The 22,863-nt window shown below is 71.1% G+C and carries 23 protein-coding genes; 17 read left to right on the plus strand and 6 right to left on the minus strand.

Annotated features, from left to right (window positions below):
* Window positions 1–80 precede the first annotated feature (80 nt).
* A complete protein-coding gene (locus ACIRG9_RS20855; RefSeq protein WP_402858157.1) occupies window positions 81–1,589 on the minus strand; it encodes an FAD-dependent oxidoreductase in 1,509 nt (502 codons plus the stop codon).
* Window positions 1,586–3,784 (minus strand): molybdopterin oxidoreductase family protein, encoded by a 2,199-nt coding sequence (locus ACIRG9_RS20860; RefSeq protein ID WP_402858160.1) that lies wholly within the window; start codon window positions 3,782–3,784, stop codon window positions 1,586–1,588. Before ACIRG9_RS20860 ends, ACIRG9_RS20855 begins: the two co-directional genes overlap by 4 nt.
* Window positions 3,785–4,051: 267 nt before the next feature.
* On the opposite strand from ACIRG9_RS20860, the gene ACIRG9_RS20865 reads away from it, so the two are divergent.
* The 5 genes from ACIRG9_RS20865 to ACIRG9_RS20885 all read left to right on the plus strand — a co-directional run bounded on the left by ACIRG9_RS20865 (window position 4,052) and on the right by ACIRG9_RS20885 (window position 10,164).
* Complete coding sequence (locus ACIRG9_RS20865; protein WP_402858163.1) at window positions 4,052–5,419, plus strand: MFS transporter; 1,368 nt, start codon at window positions 4,052–4,054, stop codon at window positions 5,417–5,419.
* Between the two features lie 331 nt (window positions 5,420–5,750).
* Window positions 5,751–6,227, plus strand: coding sequence for a hypothetical protein (locus ACIRG9_RS20870; protein ID WP_402858166.1), 477 nt, complete (start codon window positions 5,751–5,753; stop codon window positions 6,225–6,227).
* Between the two features lie 301 nt (window positions 6,228–6,528).
* Window positions 6,529–7,287 carry a DsbA family protein gene (locus ACIRG9_RS20875; RefSeq protein WP_402858169.1) on the plus strand — a complete coding sequence of 253 codons (759 nt, stop codon included), beginning with the start codon at window positions 6,529–6,531 and terminating at the stop codon, window positions 7,285–7,287.
* Window positions 7,287–7,907, plus strand: a complete 621-nt coding sequence (locus ACIRG9_RS20880; protein ID WP_402858172.1) for a vitamin K epoxide reductase family protein — start codon at window positions 7,287–7,289, stop codon at window positions 7,905–7,907. The genes ACIRG9_RS20875 and ACIRG9_RS20880 overlap by 1 nt, the downstream gene beginning before the upstream one ends.
* Window positions 7,908–8,154: 247 nt before the next feature.
* Window positions 8,155–10,164 (plus strand): heavy metal translocating P-type ATPase, encoded by a 2,010-nt coding sequence (locus ACIRG9_RS20885; protein WP_402858175.1) that lies wholly within the window; start codon window positions 8,155–8,157, stop codon window positions 10,162–10,164.
* 263 nt (window positions 10,165–10,427) lie between these two features.
* Here ACIRG9_RS20885 and ACIRG9_RS20890 read toward each other — a convergent pair whose 3' ends face one another.
* On the minus strand, window positions 10,428–11,072 hold the full coding sequence (locus tag ACIRG9_RS20890; protein WP_402858178.1) for a hypothetical protein: 645 nt from the start codon (window positions 11,070–11,072) through the stop codon (window positions 10,428–10,430).
* Between the two features lie 277 nt (window positions 11,073–11,349).
* Here ACIRG9_RS20890 and ACIRG9_RS20895 point away from each other — a divergent pair, with 277 nt between their 5' ends.
* Together ACIRG9_RS20895 and ACIRG9_RS20900 are read left to right on the plus strand one after the other, a co-directional pair.
* Window positions 11,350–12,510 carry a sensor histidine kinase gene (locus ACIRG9_RS20895; RefSeq protein WP_402858181.1) on the plus strand — a complete coding sequence of 387 codons (1,161 nt, stop codon included), beginning with the start codon at window positions 11,350–11,352 and terminating at the stop codon, window positions 12,508–12,510.
* Window positions 12,507–13,166, plus strand: a complete 660-nt coding sequence (locus ACIRG9_RS20900) for a response regulator (RefSeq protein ID WP_402858184.1) — start codon at window positions 12,507–12,509, stop codon at window positions 13,164–13,166. Before ACIRG9_RS20895 ends, ACIRG9_RS20900 begins: the two co-directional genes overlap by 4 nt.
* A 328-nt stretch (window positions 13,167–13,494) precedes the next feature.
* On the opposite strand, the gene ACIRG9_RS20905 is transcribed toward ACIRG9_RS20900, so the two are convergent.
* Window positions 13,495–14,460, minus strand: coding sequence for a GlxA family transcriptional regulator (locus ACIRG9_RS20905; protein ID WP_402858187.1), 966 nt, complete (start codon window positions 14,458–14,460; stop codon window positions 13,495–13,497).
* A gap of 144 nt (window positions 14,461–14,604) precedes the next feature.
* Here ACIRG9_RS20905 and ACIRG9_RS20910 point away from each other — a divergent pair, with 144 nt between their 5' ends.
* The 7 genes from ACIRG9_RS20910 to ACIRG9_RS20940 all read left to right on the plus strand — a co-directional run bounded on the left by ACIRG9_RS20910 (window position 14,605) and on the right by ACIRG9_RS20940 (window position 20,207).
* Complete coding sequence (locus tag ACIRG9_RS20910; RefSeq protein ID WP_402858190.1) at window positions 14,605–15,171, plus strand: dihydrofolate reductase family protein; 567 nt, start codon at window positions 14,605–14,607, stop codon at window positions 15,169–15,171.
* A 69-nt stretch (window positions 15,172–15,240) separates the two neighbouring features.
* Window positions 15,241–15,621 carry a VOC family protein gene (locus tag ACIRG9_RS20915; protein ID WP_402858193.1) on the plus strand — a complete coding sequence of 127 codons (381 nt, stop codon included), beginning with the start codon at window positions 15,241–15,243 and terminating at the stop codon, window positions 15,619–15,621.
* A 72-nt stretch (window positions 15,622–15,693) separates the two neighbouring features.
* Window positions 15,694–16,593: an LLM class F420-dependent oxidoreductase gene (locus ACIRG9_RS20920; RefSeq protein WP_402858196.1), complete on the plus strand. Its 900-nt coding sequence runs from the start codon at window positions 15,694–15,696 to the stop codon at window positions 16,591–16,593.
* Window positions 16,593–17,168, plus strand: coding sequence for a dihydrofolate reductase family protein (locus tag ACIRG9_RS20925; protein ID WP_402858199.1), 576 nt, complete (start codon window positions 16,593–16,595; stop codon window positions 17,166–17,168). The genes ACIRG9_RS20920 and ACIRG9_RS20925 overlap by 1 nt, the downstream gene beginning before the upstream one ends.
* A gap of 44 nt (window positions 17,169–17,212) precedes the next feature.
* On the plus strand, window positions 17,213–17,839 hold the full coding sequence (locus tag ACIRG9_RS20930) for a dihydrofolate reductase family protein (protein WP_402858202.1): 627 nt from the start codon (window positions 17,213–17,215) through the stop codon (window positions 17,837–17,839).
* Complete coding sequence (locus tag ACIRG9_RS20935; RefSeq protein ID WP_402858205.1) at window positions 17,836–19,581, plus strand: DJ-1/PfpI family protein; 1,746 nt, start codon at window positions 17,836–17,838, stop codon at window positions 19,579–19,581. The genes ACIRG9_RS20930 and ACIRG9_RS20935 overlap by 4 nt, the downstream gene beginning before the upstream one ends.
* Window positions 19,582–19,628: 47 nt before the next feature.
* Window positions 19,629–20,207: a GNAT family N-acetyltransferase gene (locus tag ACIRG9_RS20940; RefSeq protein ID WP_402858772.1), complete on the plus strand. Its 579-nt coding sequence runs from the start codon at window positions 19,629–19,631 to the stop codon at window positions 20,205–20,207.
* A gap of 195 nt (window positions 20,208–20,402) precedes the next feature.
* Here the strand turns inward: ACIRG9_RS20940 and ACIRG9_RS20945 are convergent, their stop codons facing one another.
* Window positions 20,403–20,666: a type B 50S ribosomal protein L31 gene (locus ACIRG9_RS20945; RefSeq protein ID WP_402858208.1), complete on the minus strand. Its 264-nt coding sequence runs from the start codon at window positions 20,664–20,666 to the stop codon at window positions 20,403–20,405.
* Entirely contained in the window at window positions 20,663–21,949 is a 1,287-nt protein-coding gene (locus ACIRG9_RS20950; protein WP_402858775.1) for a CobW family GTP-binding protein, read from the minus strand. Before ACIRG9_RS20950 ends, ACIRG9_RS20945 begins: the two co-directional genes overlap by 4 nt.
* Before the next feature lie 150 nt (window positions 21,950–22,099).
* Between ACIRG9_RS20950 and rpmB the strand changes: the two genes are divergently transcribed.
* The 3 genes from rpmB to rpsN are packed head-to-tail and all read left to right on the plus strand — an operon-like array spanning window position 22,100 to window position 22,810.
* The gene (gene rpmB / locus ACIRG9_RS20955) at window positions 22,100–22,336 is read left to right on the plus strand and encodes a 50S ribosomal protein L28 (RefSeq protein WP_402858211.1); all 237 of its coding nucleotides are present in this window, start codon (window positions 22,100–22,102) and stop codon (window positions 22,334–22,336) included.
* Complete coding sequence (rpmG, locus tag ACIRG9_RS20960; RefSeq protein WP_013287204.1) at window positions 22,336–22,503, plus strand: 50S ribosomal protein L33; 168 nt, start codon at window positions 22,336–22,338, stop codon at window positions 22,501–22,503. Before rpmB ends, rpmG begins: the two co-directional genes overlap by 1 nt.
* 1 nt (window position 22,504) lies before the next feature.
* A complete protein-coding gene (gene rpsN / locus ACIRG9_RS20965; protein WP_402858227.1) occupies window positions 22,505–22,810 on the plus strand; it encodes a 30S ribosomal protein S14 in 306 nt (101 codons plus the stop codon).
* The last annotated feature ends 53 nt before the right edge of the window (window positions 22,811–22,863 follow it).

Genomic DNA, 22,863 nt, shown 5'->3' on the forward strand with positions numbered 1-22,863 from the left:
CGCCGCAGTCCTGCCGGAGCCTGGAACGTGCGCAGTGCCGTCATGCGGCACGCTCGCACCGATCCTTCTGATTCGCCCACTCACCGTGTCACCTCCACGCGATCCGTCGCGTCAACTGCCCTCAGGCCGCCCGGCGGCCGATCCGGTGCGCCGGGGTCCGCCTCGGCGAGCCAGCCGGCGATGCCGGCGACCGAGTCCCGGCAGCCGCCGCAGCCCGTCGCGGCGCGGGTCGCCGTCGACAGCTCCGCGACGGTGCGGGCGCCGGAACGCCAGCACGCCACCAGCGCGCCCTTGCTCACGTGATTGCACTGACACACCGTGGCCGCGTCCGGCATCAGCGCCGGGGACGCGGCCGGGGCGGCCGGGGCGACGCCGAACGCCCGCCCGAGCAGCAGCGACCGCCGGTCGGCCGGCACCGGGGCGCCCCGGTCGAAGAGTTGCACGACGGTGCCGACCGCCGGGTTGTCGCCGAGCAGGATCGCCCCGGTCAGCCGCTCGTCGCGGATCCGCAGCCGGGCGTACGTGCCCCGGGCAGGGTCGGTGAAGGTCAACTCCTCGACCGGTGTGCCGTCGTCAGTGCCGCCGGCCGGGACGGGCCCGCCGGCGTCGCCCATCGCGGCCAGGTCGATGCCCGCCGCCTTGAGCCGGGTCACCACCGGGCGAGGCCGGTACCGGGCCAGCCGGTCCGCCCCGGCGAGCACCTCGGCCACCACCCGGGCCTGCGCCCAGGCCGGGGCGACCAGTCCGGTCACCACCCCGTCGTGCTGGGCGCAGTCGCCGATCGCCGAGATCCGCCGGTCGCTGGTCCGCATCCGGTCGTCCACCACCACGCCCCGGTCCACGGCCAGCCCGGCCGCGACGGCGAGCGCGGTGTCGGGGCGTACGCCGCAGGAGAGGACCAGCAGGTCGGCGGCGAGTGAGCGGCCGTCGGCGAGTTCCAGACGGATCCGGTCGGCATCGGCGGCCAGCGCCACCGCCGGCACGGCCAACACGGCCCGTACGCCGAGCCCGGCGAGGGTGCCGGCGAGCACGTTGCCGGCGGTTGGGTCAAGCTGCCGTTCCATCAACCACGGCTTCGGATGCACCACGGTCACGTCCAGCCCTTGGCCGGCGAGCCCACGCGCCGCCTCCAGCCCGAGCAGCCCACCGCCGAGCACCAGGGCACTGCGGGCACCCCGGGCGGCGGCGCGGATGCGCCGGCAGTCGTCCAGGGTGCGGAACGGGACCACGCGGGCGGGCAGCGGGTCGAGCCCGGGTAGCGGCGGCACCACCGCCCGGCTACCGGTGGCGAGGACCAGGTGGTCGTAGCCGTGCCGGTCGCCGTCCGCGGTGCGGACCTCCCGGGCGACCCGGTCGACGGCGGTCACCGCCACCCCGGTCCGTATGTCCACGCCCGCTCCGCTGACGTCGGTCAGCTCCACGTCCGGCTCGTCGATCTTCCCGGTGAGCAGGGTGGAGAGCATGATCCGGTTGTACGCCCGGTGCGGCTCCGCCCCGAGCACGGCGACCTTGCGGTCCCCGTCTCGGGCGTGCAGTTCGGCGGCGAGCCGGGCACCCGCCATCCCGTAGCCGACTATGACGATCCTCATGCCGGCTCCACCCGAACCGCGCAGATCTTGAATTCCGGCATCCCGGAGATCGGGTCGACGGCGTCGTTGGTGACCGAGTTGGCGCGGGCCGCGCCCGGCCAGTGGAACGGCGCGAAGACCGTGTCCGGCCGGATCGCCGGGCTGAGTCGGGCCGGCGCGACCAACTCGCCCCGGCGGGAGACCACCCGCACCTCGTCCCCGTCGGCCACGCCCAGCCGGTCGGCCAGGTCGGGATGCAGCTCCACGAAACCTCCGGGCGCTGCCCGGCGCAACGCGGCGACCCGTCGGGTCTGCGCGCCGGACTGGTACTGGGCGAGTACCCGGCCGGTGGTGAAGTGCAGCGGGTACGCGGCGCTGACCGGCTCGGCGGCCGGCCGGTGGGTCACCGGATGGAACCGGGCCCGCCCGTCCGGGGTGGGGAAGGACGCGGCGAAGAGCCGGGGCGTGTCGGGCCCGTCCGGGTCCGGGCAGGGCCAGAAGACCCCCTCGTCCCGTTCGATCCGCTCCCAGGTCACCCCGGCGTAGTCTGCCGGCCCACCGGCCGAGGCTCGGCGCAACTCCTCGAACACGGCACGGGGATCGGTCGGAAAGCTCGCCCCGCCGTGGCGGCGCCCGTCGCCCCCGCCGTCCGGCGTCGGCGGGCCGTTCCCGCGGTGTGGCTCACCCGGTAGGCGACGGGAAGGGGCCCGCCGTCGCAGGCGGTCCGCGAGGGCGGCGAGGACGTCGAGGTCGGTCCGGACGCCCGGTGGGGGCTCGCGCAGCGCCCGGCGGCGCAGCACCCGACCCTCCAGGTTGGTCATCGTGCCGTCCTCCTCGGCCCACTGGGCGACAGGCAGCACGACGTCGGCCAGGGCGGCCGTCTCGGAGCGCAGGAAGTCGGCCACCACCAGCAACTCCAGGTCGCGCAGCCGGGACTCCACCCGGGTCGCGCGAGGCGCGGACACCACCGGGTTGGAGCCGAAGACCAGCAGCGCCCGGGGACCGGTCGCCGTGCCGAGCGAATCGAGGAGCTGATAGGCCGGTACGCCGGGCCCGGGCAGCGCCTCGGGAGTGACGCCCCAGACCCGGGCCACGTGTGCCCGGGCCGCCGGGTCGTCGATCCGGCGGTAGCCGGGAAGCTGATCGGCCTTCTGCCCGTGTTCCCGGCCACCCTGCCCGTTGCCCTGGCCGGTGAGACAGCCGTACCCGGAGCCGGGGCGGCCGGGCAGACCCAGGGCGAGCGCCAGGTTGATGAACGCGGTGACCGTGTCGACGCCTTTGGCGTGCTGCTCCGCACCCCGCGCGGTGAGGATGATCGCACGGTCCACGGTGGCCAGCGCACGGGCGGTGGCTTCCAGATCGGCCACCGGCACCCCGGAGAGGCGTTCCACCTCGGCCGGCCAGTAACCGGCCACCGTCTGCCGCACCTCGTCGAAGCCGGTGGTCCGGTCCGCCAGGTACGCCCGGTCGAGCCACCCCTCGGTGAGTGCGATGTGCAGCAGCGCGTTGGCCATCGCCAGGTCGGTGCCGGGCAGCGGTTGCAGGTGGAGGTCGGCGAGGCGGGCGGTGGCGGTGAGCCGGGGGTCGACCACGATCAGCCGGCCGCCACGCTCGCGCTGGTCGGTCAGGTGCCGCAGCAGCGGCGGCATGGTCTCCGCCGGGTTGGCGCCGACCAGCAGCAGGGTGTCCGCTCGACCGAGGTCGGCGAGGGGGAAGGGGAGCCCCCGGTCGACGCCGAAGGCGCGCAGCCCGGCCGCCGCGGCCGAGGACATGCACCAGCGACCGTTGTAGTCGATGTGCCGGGTACCCAGCGCGACCCGGGCGAACTTGCCGAGCGCGTACGCCTTCTCGTTCGTGAGCCCGCCACCCCCGAAGACCGCGACCGCGTCCCGCCCATGCCGGTCCTGCACGGCACGGAGGCCGGCGGCCACCCGGTCGAGGGCCTCGTCCCAGCTCGCCGGGCGTGGCTCGCCGCCGCGCCGGTCACGCAGCAGCGGGGTGGTCAGCCGGTCCGGGTGGTCGAGCAGCTCGGCGGCGGTCCAGCCCTTCTGGCAGAGGCCGCCCCGGTTGGTGGGGAACTGTCGGGGCAGCACCTCGACCCGCTGCCCGGTGTCGCGCAGCACCATCCCGCACTGCAGCGCACAGTACGGGCAGTGCGTGGCCGCCTCCCGGGGGCGTACCCCTGGCGGCGTCGCGGCGCGCACACTGTCTGTCATGACCGAGAAGCGTGCCGGCGGGTGGTTTCCGGTCCGGATCCCTTTCGTTTCGGTCCTGTCAAGAGCGGCTCACACCGGGCAGGCGCAACGGACCGGGCCGCCGGGTCCGAACCGCGAGACGAAGATCCTCCAGCAGCTCCGACCGGCTCACCACCAGCCCGCGACGGACGTGCGAGCTCTGTTCGCGGAACGACGTCGTACGGGCACGACCGGGTAACCGGTCCTTCCTAACGTCCCCTCGTCGACGACGAGGAGGAGGAGCCGCCCGTGAGCATGCTCGCATCCCCCACAACCCGGCCGCCGGCCTCCGGCCGCGGACCGCTCACCGACTGGCGGCCCGAGGACCCCGAGTTCTGGGTGACCACCGGGACCCACGTGGCCCGCCGCAACCTGTACGTCTCGATCCTCGCCGAGCACGTCGGCTTCTCCGTGTGGAGCCTCTGGTCGGTGATGGTGCTCTTCCTCGGCCCCGAGTACGGCATCGACCCGGCCGGGAAGTTCCTGCTCACCGCCGTGCCCGCCGCGCTGGGCGCGGTGCTGCGGCTGCCGTACACCCTTGCGGTGGCCCGGTTCGGCGGGCGGAACTGGACCGTCGTCAGCGCCCTGCTACTGCTGGTGCCCGCACTGCCGATGGCGCTGCTCATCAAACCAGGCGTGTCGTACGCCACGCTGATGGTGCTCGCCTGCCTCACCGGTGTCGGCGGCGGCAACTTCGCCTCCTCGATGGCGAACATCAACCTGTTCTTCCCGGAACGGCTCAAGGGTCGGGCACTCGGCCTCAACGCCGGATGCGGCAACCTCGGCGTGCCAGCCGTGCAACTGGTCGGGCTGGCGGTGCTGGCCACCGCCGGGGCCGCGTACCCCCGGCTGGTGCCCGCGGTGTACCTGCCCCTGATCGCGCTCGCGGCGCTCGCCGCCGCGCGCTGGCTGGACAACATGCCCGGATCGCGCAACGAGCCGGGCGCGCTGCGCGCGGCAGCCCGCCAGCCGCACACCTGGGCGATGTCCCTGCTCTACGTGGGCACCTTCGGCTCGTTCATCGGCTTCGGCTTCGCCTTCGGACAGATTCTCCAGCTGCAGTTCCACGACCGGTTCCCGACCTCGGTCGACGCCGCCTGGCTGACCTTCCTCGGGCCGCTGATCGGCTCGCTGATCCGGCCGCTTGGCGGCCAGCTCGCCGACCGGCTCGGCGGGGCCCGGGTGACCTTCTGGAACTTCATCGCGATGGCCGCCGGCGCCGGGCTGGTCCTGTACGCCGCCCGGGATCGCTCCTTCCCGCTCTACCTGGTCGGGTTCCTGGCGCTCTTCGTCTTCTCCGGGATCGGCAACGGGTCGACGTACAAGATGATCCCGGCGATCTTCCGGGCCCGCGCGGCGCGCGAGGCGGCGCTGACCGGCGACCGGGAGACGGCCGACCGGCGTGCGCGGCGCCTCTCCGGGGCGTTGATCGGCATCGCCGGGGCGGTTGGCGCCTCGGGCGGGGTGCTGGTGAACGTGGCCTTCCGGCAGTCCTTCCTCGTCGCCGGCAACGCCGACCTGGCGTACCTGGCGTTCATCGGCTGGTACGCGCTTTGCTTCGCGCTGACCTGGGCGGTGTACCTACGGCCGAGCCGACGCACGCTGCCCGGTGTCTGACCTCGGGCATGGGTGAGGCGCAGGCCATGCGACATCCCGCCGAACCGCGCCGGCGAACGGCGTCCCGCTCTCCGCGTGCCGTCATCCGGTAACTGGTGGGGGCCTTTGGTCCTACGGGTTCGGGTGAAAGGTCCCGAGCCCCGCGCCGGGATTCGGGGTTATCTTCGCCTCACATTCGGTGAGCTGGTCCGGGTTGGCCCGGCGTGACGTCTGGACGTGGATGAGCGGTATCGCAGGCGGCGCCGAGCGGCGTGCCGCATCCGATCCGCCGGATACGGCGGGACGGTCCATGATGGCCGGCGGGCGTGGACGACCGGTCGGCATTCGCTCGATGTGGCTTGGCGCGGTGCCGCTGCTGGTCGGCGCCGTGCTGTGGATGGTGGCACGCCAGGCGCCCCCGGTCACGGTCAGCCGCTGCGTGTCGGCGGACGGGCCGTGGGCCTGGCTGGGCGTGCACCTGGCGCTGTTGCGCGAGCATCCCGACTGCGCCGCCGGCCAGTACGCGGTGGACGCCGGTCCGGGGCACAGCGTCGGGCTCGTGGTGATGGTGGCCGCCCCGGCATTGTTGCTCAACCTCTGCACCGTCCTGGGCCTGGTCGGGGTCTGGGTCAGCGTGCGGGCGCTGCTGGCCGGCGCGGCCGAGGCGGTGGGCCGGCTGTGGCCGAGGCTGCCGGCATGGTCGCGCCTTGCGCCTGGTGTGCGCCTGGTCGCCCCCGGCCCCCACGGACCCGGGCAGTCGTTGCGGGCGTGGCAGCTGGACCGCTCCCCGGTACTGCGTCGCGGCCCGCCGGATCCTGTCGCCGTCTGATCCCCGCACTCCATCGCTGACCTCGACGCCGTTGCGTCAAGGCCGGCGGGACGGCCGTTACGGCCGCCTGGAATGCCGGGGTCGGCGGATCTGCCACAGGACGGGTAAGGGACCCCGAACCCCATGCAGCGGCGCGCTGGCGCGAGTGGTCGCGCCGGCAGGCTGCACGCTGCCCAATCCAGACGGAACGCCGCCGGTCGGGCATTCGGCGGCGGGCGCCGCTCGATGGCTGGCGCCCGCCGCCGACCACCCCGCGTACGGCCGGTGGGTCGGTGCACCAACGCGAGAAACGAGAGGGACCATGAGTAAGGAAGCACGGATCAAGGCTCGGGAGCTGCGCCTGGCGCAGGTGGCTGCGGCCCGGCGGCGCAAGCGGGTACGGCTGGCCGGCGGAGTGGTGATTGTCGGCCTGCTGGTCGCGATCATCGGCGTCGTGGTCAACGCCGCGTCGAACGGCGACTCCTCGCCGAGCAGCGCCAGCGGACAGCTGGTGACCCCGGCCAACCTCACCGACGCGGGCGCGATCCCGGTCGGGCAGGCCACCGCGCCGGTGACGTTGGAGATCTACCTGGACTACATGTGCCCGGCTTGCGGGAAGTTCGAGCAGGCCAACAGTGGCGAGATCGACCGGCTGATCGAAGCCGGGACGGTGAAGGTGCAACTACGGCCGATCTCGTTCCTGGACCGGACGTCGATGGGTTCGAAGTATTCCACGCGGGCGGCCAACGCGATGGCAACGGTTGCCGACCGGGCCCCGGAATCGGTATGGGCGTTCAACACGGAGTTGTTCAACCACCAGCCCGAAGAGGGCACCCGCGGGCTGTCCGACGACCAGATCGCCGACCTGGCCCGCAAGGCTGGGGTGGGCGGGGACGTGGTCGACGTGTTCACCCGGCGGACCTTCGAGCGGTGGGTGGCGACCTCGACCGAGGCCGCGTTCAAGTCGGGCGTGCAGGGTACCCCCACCATCAAGATCAACGGCACGGTGTTCGAGGGCAATGTGTACGCCTCGGGCCCGCTGACCCAGGCGATCGAGGCCGCGGCGGGAGGGGCAGAGTAGTGGCTGGCCTGGTGGGCCGACTGGACCGATTGCGGCACGCCAATGCCTGGCTCTTCGGCACGATGCTGTTCTCGTCGTGCCTGAGCCTGCTCGCCTCGTTCGTGCTGTCGGTGGACGCGATCACGCTCGCCGCCGACCCGGCCGCCGAGCTCTCCTGCAACATCAACGCGGTGATCAGCTGCGGCACGGTCGGCAGTTCGTGGCAGTCGCATCTTTTCGGGTTCCCCAACGCGTTCCTGGGGCTGATCTCGGAGCCGGTGGTCATCACCGTGGCCGTGGCGAGCCTGGGCGGGGTGCGGTTCCCGCGCTGGTTCATGTTCGCCGCCCAGGTCGTCTACACCCTTGGGCTGGCCTTCGCGTACTGGTTGTTCTACCAGTCGATGTTCCACATCGGGGCACTGTGCCCGTGGTGTCTGCTGGTAACCGTCTCGACAACGCTGGTGTTCTCCACCCTGACGCATGTCAACATCCGTGACGGCAATCTGTTCCTACCTCCGCGTACGCAGTCCGCGCTTGCCGCGGCGGTGCGGGCCAACGTCGACCTCATGGTCGTGGTGATCTGGATGCTGGTCCTGGTCCTCGCCATCGTCGTCAAGTACGGCGACCTGCTGTTCGGCTGACCCGCTCGGCGCAGCGCAACTCCGGGCGGGCGGGTGGGGTGCGACCCGTCGGTCGCACCCCACCCCGTGGCGGCGGTCCCGGCACCGCTTCCGGCCGTCGCCCTGGCGTCGGCGCCCTTCTTCCCCGCTCCCGACCCCGACGGTTCCTACCCTTGCGGGGTAGCAGTAACGGAGAGGCCTAGGCGTAGCGGTGCCCGCGCTTGTAACATACCCGGTAGGGGTATATGTTGAGGGTGGAGGTGGACTCATGACACGTCACCACGCCGGCCACGACCCGGAGCAGTTCCGGCGGAAGTTCTGGCTGAGCCTGGCCCTGACCGTGCCGATCGTGGCGACCAGCCACATGGTCATGGACTGGTTCGGCTACAGCCTCGACTTCCCCGGCATCACCTGGGTCGGTCCCATCCTCGGATCCTTGGTGTTCGCCTACGGCGGCTGGCCGTTCCTGGCCGGCGGCGTACGCGAGATCCGCGACCGGGCGCCCGGCATGATGCTGCTCATCTCGATGGCCATCACCGTGGCCTACACAGCCTCACTGGCGACCACCCTCGGCGCGTTCAGCCTCGACTTCTGGTGGGAACTGGCGGCCCTGGTGACCATCATGCTGCTCGGCCACTGGCAGGAGATGAAGGCGATCGGCCAGGCCCAGGGAGCCCTGGCCGCCCTCGCCGCGCTACTGCCCGACGACGCCGAACGCCTCGACGACGCCGGCCGACCGCACCCGGTCCCCGTGGCTGACCTGCGGGTCGGCGACCTGGTGCTGGTCCGCTCCGGCGGCCGGGTGCCCGCCGACGGCCGCATCGTCGACGGCACAGCGGAACTGGACGAGTCGATGATCACGGGGGAGTCCCGGCCGGTGCCACGCGCCGTCGGGGACCGCGTGGTCGCCGGCACCGTCGCCACCGACTCCGCACTGCGGGTACGCGTTGACGCCGTCGGCGAGGACACCGCGCTGGCCGGCATCGGCCGGCTCGTCGCCCAGGCACAGGCGTCCGCCGGCCGCGCGCAGGTGCTCGCCGACCGGTTCGCCGCCTGGCTGTTCTACCTGGCCACCGCCGCGGCGCTGATCACCTTCGGCGCATGGTGGGCACTCGGTGACGTCAACGAGGCCGTGGTCCGCACCGTGACCGTCCTGGTGATCGCGTGCCCGCACGCCCTCGGGCTGGCCATCCCGCTGGTGATCGCGCTGTCGACGGCGGTGTCGGCCAGAGCTGGCATCCTGGTCAAGGACCGCCTGGCCCTGGAGCGCATGCGGGGCGTGGACGCGGTGCTGTTCGACAAGACCGGCACCCTGACCAGGGGCGCCCACACCGTCGCCGCCACCGCCGCCACCGTCGGGCTCACCGCCGACGACGTGCTGCGGATCGCCGGTGCCGTCGAGGCCGACAGCGAACACCCCCTGGCCCGGGCCCTGGTACAGGCAGCTCAGGACCGAGGCCTGACGGCAAGGGCCCGTGACTTCCGCTCGCTGACCGGACGTGGTGTCCAGGCCGTCGTTGATGACACGTCGTACGCGGTCGGCGGCCCCGCCCTGCTTCGGGAACTCGACGCCACCGCACCTGCCGACCTTGAGGCCGCCAGCGGCCGGTGGTCGGCCCGGGGTGCGGCCGTCCTGCACCTCGTGCGGCTGTCGGCCGGCGGCCGACCCGAGCCGATCGGCGCGTTCGCGCTTGAGGACGAGGTGCGTCCGGAAGCCCGGCAGGCCATCGCCGAGTTGCGCGAACAGGGCGTGAAGAAGATCGCGATGATCACGGGCGACGCCCGGCCTGTCGCCGAAGCCGTCGCCGCCGACCTGGGCTTCCGGCCCGGCACGGACGAGGTTTTCGCCGAGGTACTGCCCGCGGACAAGGACCGGGCGGTGGCCGCGTTGCAGGCGCGGGGCCTGACGGTGGCGATGGTCGGCGACGGGGTGAACGACGCTCCCGCGCTGGCCCGCGCCGACGTCGGCATCGCGATCGGTGCCGGCACCGACGTGGCGATCGAGTCCGCCGGCGTGGTCCTGGCCTCCTCCGACCCGCGCGGGGTCACCGGCGTGATCCGGCTGTCCCGGGTGTCCTACCGGAAGATGGTGCAGAACCTGGCGTGGGCGGCCGGCTACAACGTGGTCGCGATCCCGGTCGCGGCCGGCGCCCTGGCCTGGGCGGGGATCGCCCTCAGCCCGGCTGCCGGCGCCGTCCTGATGTCCGCCTCCACCATCGTGGTGGCGCTCAACGCGCAACTGCTCCGGCGGGTACGCCTCACTCCCGGACGCGACTGAGCAGCCCTTTGGAGCTGATAGCGCAAACGGACCAGGCGGGCCCCGGCCGAGGGCGTGATTCGTTTACGGCTACCTCCGTGGCAGGGTGGCGCCACGACAGACTGCAGATGCGCTTCGAAGCGGCTCGGGGGCCGACCGTCCGCAGCCCTCGGGCACCTGTCCGACCCGCTATGACACAGGTCGGCGCCGGAGGTTCGTACCGTCCCGATTTGGGCTGCGGCGGCGGCCGGGCGTGGCAGTCGGGCCCGGCGGGGCGATGAGGATCATCCCGCCGGGCTGACCACCGCCTGCTCGACCGGTACGGAAGCAGGCTGCGTACGCCCCCGCACGGCGTAGACGCCGATGGCGAACAGGGTTGCGAAGAAGATGCTGTCGGGCAGCAGGAACCAGGCTCCGGGCAGCCCGAGGGCGCCGACGACACACGAGACGATCATCGCGACCCCGATCCACCACGGCAGCGTCCGGGCCCGCAGGATGGCGATACCGAGGCAGATGGAGCCGACGACCAGGGCTAGCAGCGCGATGCCCTCGAAGACGGCGAAGCCGAGCGGCTCCGTTGCGGGGAGGCCGCCGTGATCGACCAGGTACGGCTTGACGAATGCCTCGGTCGTGCCCTCTCCGACGTTGAGCATCACAAATGCCGCGAAAACGCCGACGTAGCCGACGATGTGCAGCCGCGGCACACGCCCCGCGAAGGTCAGGATCACCGGCAGTCCCAGCCCGACGATGACGTTCCCGACCGTCGCGACTCCGTAGAACAGCGGCCAGAGCCGGTAGCGGAACACCTCCTCGCCACTGCCCGGCGCGAGCAGATTGGCGGCGAAGTAGCCCAGCGTCGCGACGATCGTGCCGACGACGAGCGCCCATCCGCCAAGGCGTTTCATGTCTATGGTCATGGTCTCCTCCACGAGTTGCAGCGCCCTGCGCTATGTGATGCCGCCCGTCAGCGGCGCGCATTCAGCGTCGGGCCGGCCGGCCGGTGACGTCGTCGTGCCGTGGCTGGCACCGGGTCATCCCCCGGTCGTGAAGTGAGCTGCCGGAAATGCGACCTTCGAATGACGCCGTGCAGGTCCACCGACCGTTAGCTTTGCCGATGTGATGCGAGCGACGGCACCGGCTCAGGCCCAGGCGCGGGGTCGTTTCCAGGCGTGGGCGGAGTCGAAGTCGCGTGCATGGCTGCGGCGCGTGCCGGCGGGGATGCTTTCCGACGCGCTGCTCGCGCTCGCGATCGCCGGCTTCGCCCAGGTCAATCTCGTGTTCCAGTTGGACAACTCGACACCCTACGGCCCGATGCCGGCCGTCGTCGTCTCCACCTTGGTGGCGACGTTGGTGCTGGCGCTGCGCCGGGTGATGCCGTTGGCCACCGTCGTGGTCGTCGCGGTCGCGATCGCCGGGCCGATGTTGGCCAGGCCGCTGACGGTCACGCTGTGGGGTGACTTCCTACCGATCCTGGTCGTCAGCTACTCGGTGGCCCGGCACAGCGAATGGGCGCGGGCCGTTGTTGGCGTGGCCGCCATTGCCAGCGGTCTGGTCGTCGTCTTTCTGCGCAACCCGGAATCGCCGACAATAGGCAACGTCCCGTTCGTGGCGGTGCCGGTCGTGGCATGTTTCCTCGCCGGACGGGTGCTGCGCGCCCGCGCCCGCAGCCACTCCGACGACCGAGCCCGCGCCCAGCAGTTGGAAGCCGAGCGCAAGGAGGCGATCCATGCCGCGTTGGCCGAGGAACGCGCTCGGATCGCGCGCGAGTTGCACGACATCGTGGCCCACTGTGTGAGTGTCATGGTGGTCCAGGCGGGTGCCGCGGAGGACCTGCTCGACCGCGACCCGCAGCGGGCCCGGGCGCCGCTGCAGTCGGTCCAGGACACCGGACGGCAAGCGGTCGGCGAACTCCGGCGGATGCTCGGCCTGTTGCGTGGAGAACAGGCTCAGCTCGCGCTCAAGCCGCAGCCCGGTACGGCGGATCTGGCCGACCTGGTCGACCACATGGCCGAAATCGGTCTGCCGGTCGAACTCACCGTGCAGGGTCCGGCCCGGCCGCTGCCGCCCGGCGTGGACCTGACGGTCTACCGGATCGTCCAGGAGGCACTCACCAACGCGCTCAAGCACGCGGCCCCGACCACGGCACACGTGGTGTTGCACTTCGACGATCAGTCCGTACGGGTGGGTGTCCGGGACACCGGGCAGCGGGGCGGGTCGGGCGGCGCCGGCGCGAAGCGGGTCGGGCACGGTCTCATCGGGATGCGCGAACGGGTCGCGCTCTACGGCGGCACGCTCGAGACGGCGAAGGCGCCCGGGGCGGGCTTCACCGTGACGGCGCGGCTGCCGCTGCAGGCGGACGAGCGATGATCCGCGTACTGCTCGTCGACGACCAGGCTCTCGTGCGTGGCGGTTTCCGCTCCATTCTCGATGGTCAGGACGACATCGAGGTGGTCGGCGAGGCGGCCGACGGCGTGGAGGCCATCGACAGAGCGCTCGCGCTGCTGCCCGACGTCATCCTCATGGACATCCGCATGCCACGCATGGATGGCATTGCGGCGGCACGTCGCCTGCTGGACGGCGGTCGGTGCCCGGCGCGCGTACTCATCCTCACCACATTCGACGAGGATGAGTACGTCTATCAGGCCCTGCGTGCCGGGGCAAGCGGCTTCCTGCTCAAGAGCGCACCACCCCGCGAACTGGCCGGGGCCATCCGTACGATCGCCGGGGGTGAGGCACTGCTGGCGCCGGAGATCACCCGGCGAATGATCGAGGAGTACGTCCGGCGCCCCCGGCCCGGCTCCGGCCGCCTCGCCGGAGTCGAGACGTTGACCCGACGCGAACTCGAGGTGCTGGGGCTCATCGCCAGAGGTCGCTCCAACGCCGAGATCGGCGCGGAACTCTATTTGAGCGAGGCGACGGTCAAGACCCACGTCACCCGCGTCCTCGCCAAACTGGGCCTGCGGGACCGAGTCCAAGCCGTCGTCTTCGCCTACGAGTGCGGTCTCGTCCAACCCGGGCGATGATGCGGTGCGCCGCGCCGGCGGTGAGCGGGTGATGTCAGGGCGATCCATTCGTCAGCAGGAGCATCAGGACGTCACCCCGGTGCAGGTAGGTGGCGGTGTCGTTCGGGCCCCCATCGAAGTAGGCGGTGTCTGACTGCGGCGGCTGGCCCGCATCCCGGTAGCAGGGTGTTGCTGTTCATCACCTTGTCAACCGCGGTCAGCAACGCATCGACCGCAGGGGTGTCAACATCGCGCAGGAGCGAACGCACCGACCCATCTAACATTGTCCAGACCCAGATTCGGACGGTCCCATGCGAGTGGCTCGTCCGGTTGCCGCGAGGCGGGTGCCCTACTGGGCGCGCCGACGGTGGACCGTCCGGTACTGCGTCGGCGAGATGCCGAACCATGCGCTGAACGCCTGGCGCAGGGCTTCGCCGGAGCGGAACCCGGTCGCCTTGGCGATCGACGAGACGGCCTGGTCGGTGGTGACCAGGGCGGTGGCCGCAGCCTCCAGCCTCACCTGGCGGACGAGCCGGGCCGGGGTCTGCCCAGCGTGGGCGACCAGCAGCCGGGTGAGGTGCCGTTCGCTCACACCGGCCACCGCGGCGAGCCGGGCGGTGGAGAGTTCCACGTCGGGATTGGCCGTGACGTGGTCGAGGACGCGCCGTACCACTGCGTGCTCGGGGCGTCGGGCACGCACGAACATGCTCATCTGCGCCTGGTTGCCTGGTCGCTGCAGGTAGGTGACCATGCCCATGGCCACCCATCGGGCCAGCTCGGCGTCGTGGTCGGCCTCCACGAACGCCAGGGTGAGGTCGAGCGCCGCCGTGACGCCGCCGGACGTCCACACATGATCGTCGCGTACGAAGATCGGCGCAGGATCGAATCGTACCGCCGGATACGCGGCGGCCAACTCGGCCGTATGGTGCCAGTGGGTGGTCGCGCGCCGACCGTCCAGCAGCCCGGCTGCGGCGAGCACGCTCGCACCGGTGCACACCGAGGCCACGCGGCTCGAACTGCGGGCCAGCCTCCGGACCTGAGCGAGCAGGGCGTGGTCCGCGGCGGCTGCGGCGTGCCCAAGGCCGCCGGAGACGACGAGGGTGTGCAGGTGGTTCACGTCCTGCAGCGCCACCTGGCTGGGCAGCTCCAGCCCGGAGTCACAGCGCACCGTGCCGCCGGACAGGGTGGCGAACCGCACGGCGTACGGGGGCGTCGCGCCGAGCCGGTTGGCCATGGCGAGACAGCTGGTGACGCTCGCAACGTCCACCAGCTCGATGCCGTCATAGCCGACGACGAGCACTTGCCGCTCGTGCACAGTGCCATCGTAGGAGCGCATGAAGCGGTCCGGCAGGACACGTTCCCCAGAATTTCGGACATGATGGTCGCCGCATCTGTCCCTGGAGGTGCCCGGCGAATACGGTTCCGCTGGTGACGCCACATTGAGAAGGGGGCACGCCGAATGGGCAGGCTGGTAGTGACCGAATACATATCCGTTGACGGGGTTGTGGAGGCCCCCAGCGGCACTGAGCGATTCGCGCGTACGGGCTGGACCGATCACTTCTCCCGCGGCCAGGAGGGAGAACAGTTCAAGGTGGACGAGACGATGGCCGCGGATGCCCAGCTGCTCGGACGCGTCACCTACGAGGTCTTCGCGGCGTCCTGGCCACAGTTCGAGGGCGAGTTCGCCGACAGATTCAACGGGATGCCGAAGTACGTCGTCTCTTCCACTCTCAACGACCCGAAGTGGCAGAACACAACGGTCCTCAACGGAGATCTGGTCGAAGAGGTCACCAGACTTAAGGAAAAGTACGACCGAGACATTCTCGTGCACGGCAGCCCGCGGTTGTCTCAGACGCTCATCGAGCATGACCTGGTCGATGCCCTGCACCTTCTCGTGTATCCGATCATCGTCGGTGCGGGAAGGCGCCTGTTTGACGGTACGAGCGAGACGAAGCGCCTGCGGCTTGCCTCGGCACGAACCTTCGGCGACGGTGTTCACCTTCTGGTCTACGAACGCGCCGCCTAAGGGTCGAACGTGTATCTCACGCCCGCGTTTCTGAAGGTGCCTTCCGACCCCCGGTAGGGAACAGATGCCATGGCCGTGCAGCTCAACCACACCATCGTCCACGCGCACGATGCCGCCTTGTCGGCGGCGCTTCTGGCCGAGATCCTGGGCCGGCCAGCGCCGGCCCCGTTCAGCCACTTCATGGTCGTCCAGCTCGACAACGACGTCTCGCTGGACTTCCTGACCGTCCCCGACGTGCGGCCGCAGCACTATGCGTTCCTCGTCGGCGAGTCCGACTTCGACGTGATCTTCGGCCGTATCCGCGAGCGCGGCTTGCCGTACTGGGCCGATCCTCTCCACCGGCAGGCCGGTCAGATCAACTCCAACGACGGCGGCCGCGGCGTGTACTGGGAAGACCCGAACGGTCACAACCTGGAGATCATCACGCGTCCCTACGGCAATGCAGGTTGACGTTGTGCCACGACACGTACTGGCTCTGGCATCAGGAGACGCCACGTGTGGGCGTACGAGAGGAGCGCAGGCGTGCGGCTGAGCATGAGCGTCACCAACTTCTCCTGGCGTGGCGAGCGCCACGGCCTCGGAGACCAGCTTGTCCGGATCGCGGAGGCGGCCGACCGGGGCGATATCTATGGCCTCTGGGTTGCCGACCACCTGCTGCAGGCCGATCCGTACGGCGCCGCCCCTGACGAGACCGAGATGCTGGAGGCCTACACCACGCTCGGCTACCTCGCCGCGCGAACCTCGCGGATACGGCTCGGCACGCTGGTGAGCGCGGTGACCTTCCGCCCGCCTGCCCTGTTGGTCAAGGCCGTGACCACCCTCGACGTGCTTTCCGGCGGTCGTGCCCTGTTCGGCATCGGCGCCGGCTACCAGGGCGAGGAGGCCGCAGCGATGGGCCTGCCGCTGCCGCCCGTACCCGAGCGGTTCGACCGGCTGGAGGAGACGCTGCAGATCGCCCTGCAGATGTGGAGGGAGGATCCGTCGCCCTACCGCGGCCGGCACTACACGCTGGACGGGCCCGTGGGCAGCCCGGCGCCGGCCTCCCGTCCGCACCCGCCGATCCTGATCGGCGGCACCGGGGAGAAGCGAACGTTGCCGCTGGTCGCGCGTTATGCGGACGCCTGCCACGTGTTCGACATCCCCGACGGCGGCAAGGCCGTGCGGCACAAGCTCGCCGTGCTGCGGGCGCTCTGCGACGACCTCGGGCGGCCGTACGACCAGATCGAGAAAGTGATCGCGACACGGTTGTCGCCCGGCGAGTCTGCGGCCTCCTTCGTGACCCGCTGCGCGGCCTTCGCCGGCCTGGGCATCGACCACGTCAGCGTCATCACGACCGGGCCATGGACCGCCGAAGGCGTCGCCACCCTCGTCGAGGCCGCAGCCCAGATCGTTGTTCTCGACCGCCCAGAGAGGAAGCCCTGATGGCTCTGGTGATCTGCGACATGTCCACCTCGCTCGACGGGTACGTCACAGGCCCGAACGACAGCCGGGAGAACCCGTTCGGCGATGGCGCCGGAACGCTGCACGACTGGCTATTCGACGCGGCGACCGACCAGGACCGGGCCATCGCGCAGGAAGCGCTCGACGGCATCGGGGCCATCGTGATGGGCCGCAAGTCATTCGACAAGAACGAGGGCGACGGTGGCTGGGGCGACGGCGGCCCGGTCGGCGACACCCCCTGTTTCGTGGTCACCCACAACAAGCCGACCGCGTCGTATCCACCCGTGTACACCTTTGTCACCGACGGCGTGACCAGCGCGATCGAGCAGGCCAAGCGTGCGGCGGGCGACAAGGTCGTCGGCCTGCATGGCGCGACCGTCATGCAGCAGGCGCTACCGCTCGGCCTGGTCGACGAGATCCGCGTGCACGTGATCCCCGTCCTGCTGGGTGGGGGCACGCCCCTGTTTGCCGCGCTGGACTCCGCGATCACGCTCGAACGCACCCACGTGCTCGCGACCCCCGCCGCGGCCCACCTCGGATTCCGGGTGGTGCGGTAACGCACGGGATCCAGACCGGCGGCACACCCGCAGAGGAGAGATCAATGAGCAAAGTGATTTGCGACCTGTCGATCTCGGCTGATGGTTACTCGGCCGGACGCAACCAGACCGAGGAGCGTCCGTTCGGTGACGACGGCGGAGACGGCTGGGCCAACAAGCTGCACGCCTGGATGTTCGAGACCTCCGAGGAGAACCGGGCCGAGGTCGACCGGATGGCGACGCCCAGCGCATTCGTCATGGGGCGCAACATGTTCGGCCCGGTGCGTGGTGAGTGGGATCGGGAGTGGAAGGGCTGGTGGGGCGACAACCCACCGTTTCACGCTCCGGTCTTCGTGCTCACCCACCACCCGCGCGGCCCGCAGCCGATGGACGGCGGCACCACGTTCCACTTCGTCACCGACGGAGTGGAGTCCGCGTTGAAGCAGGCGCGCGAGGCGGCCGGGGACCGCGACGTGTCGATTCTGGGCGGCGCCACCACGATCAACCAGTACCTCACCGCCGGCCTGATCGATGAGCTGCGGTTGCACATCGTGCCGTTGACGCTCGGCGGCGGCACGCGGCTCTTCGACGGCGTTCCGCCGCTGGATCTCGAGCAGGTGGAGTCGCGGTCGGCCAGCTCGGTCACGCACGTGACCTATCTCGTGCGCCGAGCCACACGGCGGACACCATGACGACCGCGCGACCCGTCTTCCGGTTCTGCGGCCATCTCCTGGAGATGATCGCCGCGATGTTGGCCGGCATGTTCGCGCTGGCGCCACTGTGGGCCCTGGCGCTGCCGGGCGCGATCGAGCAGACGGACGTACACGCGCTCACGATGGCCACCGACATGGCCATCGGCATGGCGGCGTGGATGCGTGTACGCGGCCACGGTTGGGCCGGCATCGGCGAGATGACCGCCGCGATGTACACGCCGTTCATCGTGCTGCTCGTGCCGTACTGGTTCGGCGCCGTATCCGCCGGTGTCGTCATGACCGGCGGCCACGTGCTGATGGTGATCGCGATGGCCGCAGTCATGCTGCGACGGCGGTCGGAGTACACCCACAGCGGGCACCGGCTGCCGCGCACCGTGGTTCGGATCGGCGCGGTGGTGCTGGCGCTGGCGGTACTGCCGGTGTCGGTCGGTGCGGCGGTCGCCGTGGTGAACACACGAAGCGAGTACCCGCCGGCACCCTCGCCGGGCGCTCCGGCGCCGGCTTCACGTCCCTACGACCCGGCGCTGCCGACGGCGGTCGTGGTGCTCGGCGCCGAGGGTGCGAACGTCGCGGACGCGTTCGGACCGTTCGAGGTACTGGCCGCCACGGGGCGCTTCAACGTCCTCACCGCTGCTCCGACCGCGGCACCGGTCACCCTGACCGGCGGTCTGGACCTGGTGCCCGATGCCACGTTCGAGTCCCTGGCGACCCGGCTCGGCGGCCGTGCCGCGGACGTGGTGGTGATACCTGCCATGCCGCGCACCGACGAGCCGGCGGTGCTCGACTTTCTCCGGCGGCAGGCCGGCGGCGGCGCGTTGGTGCTCAGCGTGTGCTGGGGCGGCGGCGTCGCCGCGGCGGCCGGGGTACTCGACGGGCACGCCGCCACGTCGCACTGGTACTACCTGGACGGCCTGGAGAAGGACTTCCCTGAGGTGCGGTGGCAGCGCGGCGTCCGCTACGTCGACGACGGTCGAGTGATCAGCACCGCGGGCGTGCTCTCCGGCATCGACGGCGCGCTGCGGGTTGTCGAGCGCCTGGCCGGCACGCAGGCGGCCTCGGCCGCGGCAGAGGCCGTGGGCTGGCGTCACTACTCGCCCGGAGCGCCGCTGCCGATTCCCGTGCAGCGTTTCGGTGCCGGCGACGCCATCGCCGCGCTGAACCTGTCGTACCGCTGGGACGCACCGACGGCCGGGGTCCTGCTGACGGAGGGCGTCGGTGAGCTCGAACTCGCCTCGGTCTTCATCACCTACACCGAGGCCGTCTACGCCGCCCGGACGCTCGCGGTGTCGTCGGGGGCCACGACCGTCCACTCCCGGCACGGACTGACGTTCGTGCCCCGCGCGTCGCTCGGGGACGCACCGCGGCTGGACCGGCTGCTGGTGCCCGGCGCGGCGGCCGCCGCCCGGCACGACGCGCCCACGACGCACGACCTCCGGCCGACGTATCTGCACGCGGCGCCCGGTTTCGCCTTCGACGGCCCGCTGCGCGACATCGCGGCCAACGTCGACGTCGCCTCCGCGGCATGGCGGGCCAAACTACTGGAGTACCCCGCCGGAGACATCACGCTCGCCGGCCGTGGCTGGCCCTGGGAACGCACCCTCCGCCCGGTCGTGCTGGCGCTGGCCGGCCTCGCCCTGCTCCTCGGTGGGCTGGCCGTCCGGCGGCGTCGGGCACGCCGGCCGGTGCAGCTGGACGGCCAACCCGCTCCGGCGGCCGCGTGACGGGCGGCTACCACCCGGGTGGCGAGGCGGTGGTGACGGTGACCAGAATGCACCGGGTGACGACGTTGGTGACGCCGCGTCTGGTACTGCGTCCATGGCGCTCGGACGACCTTGACGAGCTCGCGGTGATCTACGGTGACCCGGAGGTGATGCACTACATCCTGGACGGGTCCGTGCGTGACCGCGAGCAGACCGCCGCAGGCATGGAAAAGCTGTCGGCCGATTGGGCGGAGCGCGGGTTCGGTCTGTTCGCGGTGGAGGTGCGGGCGACCGGCGCACTGGCGGGCTGGGTCGGGCTCGCGGTGCCCGAGTTCCTGCCCGAGGTGATGCCGGCGGTCGAGATCGGGTGGCGGCTGGGACAGCCGTTCTGGGGATACGGCTACGCCACCGAAGCGGCCCGGGAGGCGCTGAGGTTCGGCTTCGTCGAGCGAAGCCTTGACCGGATCATCAGCATCCGGCACGTCGACAATCTGCGCTCCGCACGGGTGATGGAAAAGCTCGGAATGCGCTTCGAGCGACGCACCACCGTGCCGGTGCACGAGCAGCCGGTCGATGTCTTCGCGCTCACCCGGGAGGAATATCTGGCGGCCGAGAAGGCCGGGGGCGCCACCGATGCGCCGCCGTAACCAACCGCCCCATCGGTGGCGTTCCGGGGGGACGTCAGGTAATGGCGCGTAGTACCGCCTGGCCATGTACGGCGGCCGTTTGGTAGAACCGGCACAGGTCCGCGAAGGCTGGCGCGGTACCCGTGAGCAGGTAGTGCAGGGCGTGCCAGGACTTGTACAGATCCAGCTCGGGATCGGGCATCTGGGCGGAGGAAGTCAACGCGGTTGTTGCCGGCCGCGGCGGGCGTACTTGGCGCGGAACTTCTCCACCCGGCCTTCGGTGTCGAGCAGGCGCTGCCTGCCGGTCCAGAAGGGGTGGCTGGCGGAAGAAATCTGCACGTCGATGACGGGGTAGGTGTTGCCGTCGGTCCACTCGATCGTCTGGTCGCTGGTGGCGGTGGAGCGGGTGAGAAAGGCGAAGTCGGCCTCGCGGTCGCGGTAGACGACGGGCTGGTAACTGGGGTGGATGTCAGGCTTCATGCGGACTCTCCTTCGGTGTCGGTCGGGTCGAGGTCGGCGAGTGGGAAGCAGCCGGTGAACGGGTCGTCGTAGCCGCACCAGGTGGCCTCGCCGTCGGCGAGTTCGGCGTCGGTGAGCAGGCAGCCGGTGAGGGTGCGGTGCAGCCCGGCGGGGTCGAGGTCGAGGCCGATGAAGACGAGGTGCTGGTGTCGGTCGCCGTAGTAGGGGTCCCAGTCGAGGGCGGCGGCGAGCCGGCGGTGGTCGGATGCCTCGTTCCAGTGCCGGTCGGGGAGGGCGGCCAGCCAGCGGCCGAGGGAGCCGAGGCTGAGGCCGCCGCCGGCGAATTCCCAGGCGATGACGGTGTCCGGTTGGCTGGCCAGCCACAGGTGCCCCCGGGAGCGGATCACCTCGGCGTTGACCTCCTCGAGGACGTCGTGCAGCCGCCGGGGATGGAAGGGGCGGTGGGTGCGGAAGGCCACGGACACCACTCCGCAGTCGGGGTGCGGGTCGTGTAGGCCAATGTTGTAGCCCTCCAGCCCGCGGGTCAGGATGCCGGGGGTCTCGGGGCGGTGCCGGCGGGTGCCGCGTAGCTGGCGGGTCAGCGCGTCGGCGTCGACCCGTTCGCCGTCGACGCGTAGCTGCGTCGCCCATGGCACCATGCGTTCCAGCAGCACCGACAGTCGGCTGGTGTCGTACGCGCCGTCTCGGGACTGTCCCCACAGGACGAGGGTGTCGGCGTACTCGATCTGGCGGACGATGACGTCGGCGAGGCCGCGGTTGTCGTTGTCGGCGGCGTGGATGCCGAGCGTCTTGAGGTCGTCGGTGCTGGCCAGCCCGTCGAGCAGATGCTCCGCGTCGACGACGGTGACGTACGAGTCGATGTGCAGCAGGTCGGTGATCGACGCACCGTCGACCCGGCAGTGCGCGCAGACGGCGGCGACGGCTTCCGGCTCGACCACCTCCGGCAGCATCAGCATCAGGTCGCGGTGCGGGTGGGCGCGCGCCAGCCGGGCGAGGGTCGGCAGTACGTCCTCGCGCAGGGTGCAGGAGACACAGCCGTGCGCGAGCGTGATGCGCTCGTCCTCGAGTATTCCGTCGCCGTCGCGCACGATCCGGTGGACGGTGCCGGTGCCGAGGCCGGCGAGATCGTGCCGGATCAGCAGCAGCGCCGGGTCCGCCGCGAGCAGGCTGCGGGCCACGGCGTACGTGGCGGACGGCCAGAAGCCGCTGAGCACGGTCAACGACGGTCGCGCGCCGGACGCCGGGACTCCGGTGCCGGCCGGTGCGAGTGGGGACGTCGACATCACGGTCCTCTCGACGTAGTTGAAAACGATTGTCATTATAGGCATGCGGTCGGCGGCGGATGGGAGGGAGGTCCTCCCGGTCGCCCGGTCGGCTGCGATAAAAATGACAACGATTATCGCTAAGGCGAACTCGTTCCTGAAGGAGTACCTGTGTCCCATCGCTGTGACGTCACCGGCGCGAAGCCGAGCTTCGGCAACGCCGTGTCCCACTCCCACCGGCGCACCCGCCGGCGCTGGAACCCCAACCTGCAGAACCACCGCTACTGGCTGCCCTCGGAGCGGCGCTGGGTCCGCCTGACGCTGACCGCGAAGGCGCTGAAGACGGTGGACCGTAGGGGCATCGAAAAGGTCGTCGCGGAGCTGCGTACCCGGGGGGTGACGGTCTGATGGCCCGGCAGACCGACGTCCGCCCGATCGTCCGGCTGCGCAGCACCGCCGGCACCGGCTACACGTACGTCACCCGCAAGAATCGCCGCAACGACCCCGACCGGCTGGTGCTGCGCAAGTACGATCCGGTCGTCCGCCGGCACGTCGAGTTCCGGGAGGCGCGCTGACATGGCCCGTAAGAGCCTCGCCAATCGACAGGCTCGCCGAGCCGACCTCGTCACCCGCCACGCGTCGCGCCGAGACGAGCTGAAGCGGACCATAGCCCACCCGGACACCGACCCGGCGGTGCGAGACGACGCCGTCCGGCAACTGGCGCAGTTGCCCCGTGACTCCAGCCCGGTGCGGCTGCGTAACCGGGACATCGTCGACGGGCGACCGCGAGGTGTGCTGACCCGCTTCGGATTGTCGCGAGTGCGGTTCCGGGAGATGGCGCTACGGGGCGAGTTGCCGGGGGTCCGCAAGGCGTCCTGGTGAGGGTGTCACCCAGCGCGGATCGCGCCCTCGACCCGACCGGGTCGAGGGCGCGA

Origin of the sequence: Micromonospora sp. NPDC093277 (genome assembly GCF_044765245.1) — a bacterium.
In the GTDB taxonomy this organism is placed as follows: Bacteria; Actinomycetota; Actinomycetes; order Mycobacteriales; family Micromonosporaceae; genus Micromonospora.